This is a genomic window from Polyangium fumosum (assembly GCF_005144585.1).
In the GTDB taxonomy this organism is placed as follows: Bacteria; Myxococcota_A; Polyangia; order Polyangiales; family Polyangiaceae; genus Polyangium; species Polyangium fumosum.
Genome location: NZ_SSMQ01000084.1, coordinates 49261 through 55579, shown reverse-complemented (window position 1 = coordinate 55579; position 6319 = coordinate 49261). Strand labels below are relative to the sequence as shown.

Here is a 6319-nt window from a genome sequence, read left to right as displayed (position 1 = left end):
GCGCCCCGCCGCAGGGGCGCCCGCGCCCGCGCCGCGCCCGGCCGCAGGCGCGCCGGCCGTGCCCGCCGATGTCGGCGAGGCCGTGAACCCGCAGCAAGGGGATCTCCAGCCGGGGCTCGTGATCCAGAGCCGCTACCGCATCGAAAAGCTCATCGGTCGCGGCGGCATGGGCGCGGTGTACGCCGTTCGTCACGTCAACACCGGCGAGATCTGCGCGCTCAAGCTCCTGCATCCGTCGGTCGCGAACAACCCCGGCGCCGTCGAGCGCTTCCGCACCGAGGCGCGCGCGCCCGTCAGCATCGGCAGCGAGCACGTCGTGCGCGTCATCGACGCCGACGTCGCGCCCGAGATCGGCGGCGTGCCGTTCATCGTGATGGAGCTGCTCAAGGGCCGGGATCTCGGCTCGGAGCTGAAGCAACGCGGCGCGCTGCCCGCGGGCGAGGTCGTCGTGTACCTGAAGCAGGTCGCGCGGGTCCTCGACAAGGCGCACACGCTCGGCATCGTCCACCGCGATCTCAAGCCGGCGAACCTCATCGTCACGCAACGCGAGGACGGCACGCCGCTCGTGAAGATCCTCGACTTCGGCATCGCCAAGCTCGTCGATCAAAGCGACGCCAAGGAGCTCACGCAGGACGGCGCGATCTTCGGCACGCCCTGGTACATGTCGCCCGAGCAGGCCCGCGGGCAGGCGTCGAAGGTCGGCCCGGCCGCGGATCTGTGGGCGCTCGGGCTCATCGCCTACCGCCTGCTCACCGGGAAAAACTACTGGTCCGCCGAGGGCATGGCCGCGCTCATCGGGCAGATCCTCTACGAGCCGATGACCCCGCCGAGCACGATGTCGCCGCACCTCGGCCCGCGCTTCGACGCGTGGTTTGCCCGGGCCTGCGCGCGGGAAGCCGAGCAGCGATACCCGAACGCGGTCGAGCAGACCCAGGCCCTCGCCATGGCGCTGCAGGTGAACTACGCGGCGCAACCGACGAGCCTCGACATGCCGAACCCGTCGGATCTCTCCGCGTCGGCGCAGGTGCGTCAGGCGCTGCAAGGCATGCCGATGTACGGCATGAGCGTGGCGGGCGGCTCGATCCCGCCGGGCATGTCGATCCCGGGCACGAGCATCCCCGCCGCCGGCCTCTCGCAAGCCGGCATGACGCTGCCGCCCGGCGTCAATCCCGCAGCGCTCTCCCATGCGGGCGCGACGGCCGCGCAGCTCGCGGCGATGGGCATGTCGCAGTCGGGCGCGCCCATCCCGCGCGTGTCGATCCCGCCGGGGACGACGGGCGCGCCGCTCTACTCGACGCAGGCCGGGGCGATGGCGCCGCCGGCCCGGTCGAAGCTCGGCGTGATCCTCGCGGCCGGGCTCATCGCGGTGGGCCTCGCAGGCGCAGCCGGGCTTTATTTCGTGTTCAAGGGGAAGGCTGCCGGGCCCGTGCCCGCCGTGCAGGCCACGGCCACGACGCCGCCCGCCGCGACGACGGCCGAGCCGCCGCCGCCCGTCGCCCCGCCTCCTGCCCCGCCGCCGACGACCGAGCCTGCGGCCACGGCCGCGCCGACGGCCGATCCTGCGCAGGCCGCCGAGCCCGAGGAGGATCTCGCGATCGAAGTCGCGCCGACGGCCGAGCCTTCCGCCGCGCCCACGGCGGCGCCGACGGCCAAGCCCACGGCCGCCGCGGTGGCCGCCACCACGGCGACGACGAAGAGCGGCACTGGAAAACCGAAGCCTTCTAGTACCGTCGCGCCGAAGGTCGGTAACATCAAGTTCTGATGAACGAGCTCTGCCGGCGTTCGCTCGCCTTTGCCTTCGTCGCCTTCGTTGGTCTCGCCGCGCCCGCGTCCTCGCAGGCGTCCGACGCGCAGACCTCGCAGGCCCAGATCCAGCTCGCGCGCCAGGCCGCATCGGAGGGGCTCACGGCCTATCGCGCGGGCCAGTTCGACAAGGCGCTGAACCTCTTCGAGCAGGCGAAGGCGCTCTACCCGAGCGCGCAGATCGTCCGCATGATCGGCTACTCGCTGCTCGCGCTCGAGAAGTGGATGCCCGCGGCCGAGGCCATGCAAGCCGCGCTCGTCTCGGACGTCGGGGCCCTGTCCGACGAGGACAAGACCGACGTCAACGATCAGCTCGCGAAGGCGATGGTGCACATCGGCGTGCTGAACGTCACGTCGAAGGTGAGCGGGGCGAAGCTCGTGGTGGACGATCAGCCGGCCGTGAATCTGCCGCTCGCGAAGGCGCTCTGGCTCTCGCCCGGCAAGCACAAGATCGTCGTGAGCGCGCCGGACCACGAGGACGAGGTGCAGGAGATCGAGCTCGAAGGCGGCAAGCCGCTCGAGCTCTCGATCGATCCAAAGGAGGTCAAAAAAGAGGCGCCGCCTCCGCCGCCTCCGCCGCCTCCGCCGCCTCCGCCGCAGAAAAACTGGATCCCGCAGCAGCGCCTGATCGGGCTCGTGGCGACGGGCGTGGGCGCAGGGCTCGGGCTCGGCACGCTCGGCGCGAGCCTCGTGTCGACGCACCTGCGCAACAACGTCGCGCGCGACATCGAGATCCACGAGCGGATGTACGGGACGAACTGCAGCCGCGGGGACGCTTCGTTCTGTCAGCTCGATCGTCAGGTGATCGCGGCCGACGGGCGCGACGCGAACACGATGCGGAACCTCAGCGTGGGCCTCGGCATCAGCGCGCTCGTGCTCGGCGCGGGCGGGATCGTGCTGACGGTGTTCGCGATGCCCGAGGAGCCCGCGAAGCCCAAGGATGAAGCACCGCCCGCGGCGCAAAAAGGCGCGGGCATCCGTTCGTTCGCGTGTGGTCCGCTCGGCGGCCTCGGCGTCTCATGCGCAGGCACGTTCTGACGCCCCGGCACGTGCTCGCCGCGCTCGCGTTCGTGCTCGCAGGGCCGGCGTGTATCGAGGTGCCTGCGCCGCCGGCGAAAGACGCGCTCAAGGTCGTCGACGTGAAGGCGAGCGAGGGCGTGGTGCTCGAGACCGCATGCACGCCGACGGGCATCGAGACGTGTTTCGACGCCCGTGACGACAACTGCAACGGCGTCATCGACGAGGGTTGCGGGCTGCACACGGGGATCTTGCAGTTCGTGATCGCGTGGGAGGCGGTCGAGGCCGACGTGGACCTGAACGTCTACGACGTCGGCGGCGAGCTCGCGCGGGTCGGTGAGCCGACCTCGACGGGCCTCGTGAAGGACCGCGATTGTCCGCAGGCCGAGAACGAGTGTCAGGGCCAGAACGTGGAGAACGTCTACCTGGCCGAGGGGGACCCGAAGCGCGGTCGCTACCGCGTGGTGATCCGCCTCGACAAGCTCAACGGCGCGGCCGCGCCGGTGCAGGTGCGCCTCGGCGCGCGCGTGGGGCAGCGGCCGTTCAGCATGGTCGTGGAGCTCGCGCCAGGCGCGGGCACGGAAGAGAAGTCGTTCGAGTTCACACTTTGATCTCGCGGCCAGCCGGTTGACGCTTGGGGGCTCCGCTAGGACGAGCCTAGCTATGCCCCCAAACCCCCGTGACGCGCGGCATCGCTCGGGTTGACGCGCGGCCACTCGGCCACCTACAACAGGGGCCGTTTCCCCGGGAGAACGCGCGCCATGAATCCGCTCATGATGTTTCTCATGATCTTCGGCCTGGCCGGGGCCTTCGCGTACAGCGCAGGCCGGCGGTGGTCGCTGCTCCAGGTCGGGCGGCCGGAAGATCGCTTCGACGACGTTCCGGAGCGCGTGAAGGGCACGGCGATCTACGCGCTCGCCCAGAAGAAGATGCATTACTACCGGCTCGCCGGTGCAGCCCACATGCTCATCTTCCTGGGCTTCGTGGTGCTCCTGGCCCGGTCGATCATCCTCTGGGGCCGCGGGTTCGACCCGTCGTTCAACCTCTTCATCCTGGGGCCCGAGGGCTTCCTCGGCCTGCCCCTCGGCCACGCCTACGAGTTCCTGAAGGACGTCATCGCGTCGCTCGTGATCGTCGGCGCGCTCGTCTTCCTGTACTTCCGCGTGATCAAGGTCGACCCCCGCATGACCAAGTCAGGCGAGGCGATCCTGATCCTCGGCATCATCATGACGATGATGCTGGCGGACATGCTCTACGACGGCGCCTCCATGGTCCTGCACCACAAGGGCCTCGTGGGCTGTACGGGGCGGAACCTCGAGCCCGAGTACTGCGACGCCGTGCGCAAGGTCGTGGCCCCGCTCGGGCCGGCGCCGACACACGCGCTCGCCTGGGCGCCGTTCCCCTCGCCGGCCGGCTCGTTCTTCGCGACCCTGCTCGCGGGCGTGCCGCGCGACACGTTGCTCGTGATCGCCAAGATCGGCTTCTGGACGCACGCGTCGCTCGTCCTGATCTTCGCGAACGTCCTTCCGTACTCGAAGCACTTCCACGTCATCACGGCGGTCTTCAACGTCTTCTTCCGGAACGTGACGCCGCGCGGGCGGCTGCCGATGATGGCGCCGAGCGCAGAGGCGATCGGCGAGATGGTCATGAAGATGGCCGAGGAGCCCGCGAAGGCCGAGCCCGTGGGCGTGAACAAGATCCAGGACTTCACCTGGAAGGCGATCCTCGACTTCTACACGTGCACGGAGTGCGGGCGTTGCTCCGACAACTGCCCCGCCCACAAGACGGGCAAGCTGCTCTCGCCGAAGCAGCTCACGCTGAACCTGCGCGACCACCTGTACGACCACGACAGCGTGCTCATCGCGCAGAAGCACGAGGCCGATCGCGTGGGCGGGGCGCTGCCGCGGCCCGACGCGACGACGGAGGACAACGGCGAGGTCGGGCCCTACCGCTCCGAGTCGGAAGGCCTGCAGGCGCAGCCGAGCGCCGAGGCCGCCGACGCGAGCAAGGATCTCGTGGCGAACGTGATCCACCCGGACGTGCTCTGGGCCTGCACGACGTGCCGGGCCTGCGAAGAGCAGTGTCCCGTGATGATCAGCTACGTCGACAAGATCGTGGAGATGCGGCGGCACCTGGTGCTCGTGAAGGGCGAGTTCCCGGCGCAGCTCAACGGTCCGTTCCAGGCGCTCGAGGTGAACGGCAACCCCTGGAACCTCGCCCGCATGGATCGCGCGAACTGGGCCGAGGGGCTCGACGTGCCGATGATGTCGGACAACCCCAAGGCCGAGGTGCTCTACTGGGTCGGCTGCGCGGCGAGCTACGACGACCGGGCGAAGAAGATCGCGCGGGCGACGGCGCGGCTGCTCAAGGAGGCGGGCGTGGACTTCGCGGTCCTCGGGCAGGAGGAGACCTGCACGGGGGATCCGGCGCGGCGCGCGGGCAACGAGTACCTGTTCGCGATGCTGGCCGAGCAGAACGTGGCCACGCTGAACGGCTACAAGGACCAGGGCGGGGTGAAGAAGATCATCACGGCCTGCCCGCACTGCTTCAATACGATCCTGAACGAATACCCCGACTTCGGCGCGAAGTTCGAGGTCGTGCATCACACGGACTACCTGCTCGGGCTCGTGGCGGAGCGGAAGCTCTCGCCGAAGACGCCGGTGAAGGGCAAGGTCGTGTTCCACGACTCCTGCTACCTCGGCCGTTACAACGACGTGTACGAGCAGCCGCGCGACATCCTGAAGAGCATCCCGGGCGTGGAGCTCGTCGAGGCGGAGGGCTGGAACCGCAACAAGGGCCTGTGCTGCGGCGCCGGCGGCGCGCAGTTCTGGATGGAGGAGCAAAACAAGGATCGCGTGAACGTGAAGCGCACGCTCCAGCTCCTGCAGACGGAGGCGAAGACGATCGCGACCGCGTGCCCCTTCTGCCAGACGATGATCACCGACGGCCTGAAGGCGCACGGGAAGGAAGAAAGCGTGCGTCAGCTCGACGTGTCGGAGATCCTGCTCGAGAGCTGCCTCGAAGGCGGGTCGAAGAAGGAAAAGGCGAAGAAGGCGGCGCCCGAGGCGGAAGCCCAGGCCGAGGCCTGATCACGCAAGCTCCGCGATTCCCTCAATTCCACCCAGGAATCACCTGGTCCACCCCCCCTCGTTCCGGAGCACGTGCGTCCGACGAGAGCCTGAGCTAGATTCGGGCGGTCGCCGGATCCGAGGGAGGCATATGGAGCAACCGCGAAACATGGTTTTTTCCATGGCCATCGATTCGCTGGCCGACATGGCGCTGAAAACGCACACGGCGCCGGAGGACGCGGGGGAGCTCCGGTGCGACGCCTGCTCGGAGCCCATCGAAGGCGAGCCGGCCGGGCGAGGGCTCTACGTGTGGACCCGCGGAGACGAGGTCCGCTACGAGGAGCCGCCGCTCTGCGCGCAATGCGCGACGGCCATCGGGATCACGGCGCTCGCGACGTGGAGCGTCGAAGAAGAAGAAGGCTGAGCCTCCC

5 protein-coding genes are annotated in these 6319 nt (G+C 69.3%); all 5 read left to right on the top strand.

Annotated elements, in window-relative coordinates; translation table 11 throughout:
• A partial coding sequence (locus tag E8A74_RS45045; protein ID WP_136935338.1) for a serine/threonine protein kinase occupies positions 1-1762 on the top strand: 1762 nt, incomplete at its 5' end.
• A complete protein-coding gene (locus tag E8A74_RS45040; RefSeq protein ID WP_136935337.1) occupies positions 1762-2841 on the top strand; it encodes an outer membrane protein assembly factor BamD in 1080 nt (359 codons plus the stop codon). The genes E8A74_RS45045 and E8A74_RS45040, both read left to right, overlap by 1 nt.
• Positions 2823-3431: a hypothetical protein gene (locus E8A74_RS45035; protein ID WP_136935336.1), complete on the top strand. Its 609-nt coding sequence runs from the start codon at positions 2823-2825 to the stop codon at positions 3429-3431. Before E8A74_RS45040 ends, E8A74_RS45035 begins: the two co-directional genes overlap by 19 nt.
• A gap of 150 nt (positions 3432-3581) precedes the next feature.
• Positions 3582-5909: a (Fe-S)-binding protein gene (locus E8A74_RS45030; protein WP_136935335.1), complete on the top strand. Its 2328-nt coding sequence runs from the start codon at positions 3582-3584 to the stop codon at positions 5907-5909.
• Between the two features lie 160 nt (positions 5910-6069).
• Positions 6070-6312: a hypothetical protein gene (locus tag E8A74_RS45025; RefSeq protein ID WP_136935334.1), complete on the top strand. Its 243-nt coding sequence runs from the start codon at positions 6070-6072 to the stop codon at positions 6310-6312.
• The last annotated feature ends 7 nt before the right edge of the window (positions 6313-6319 follow it).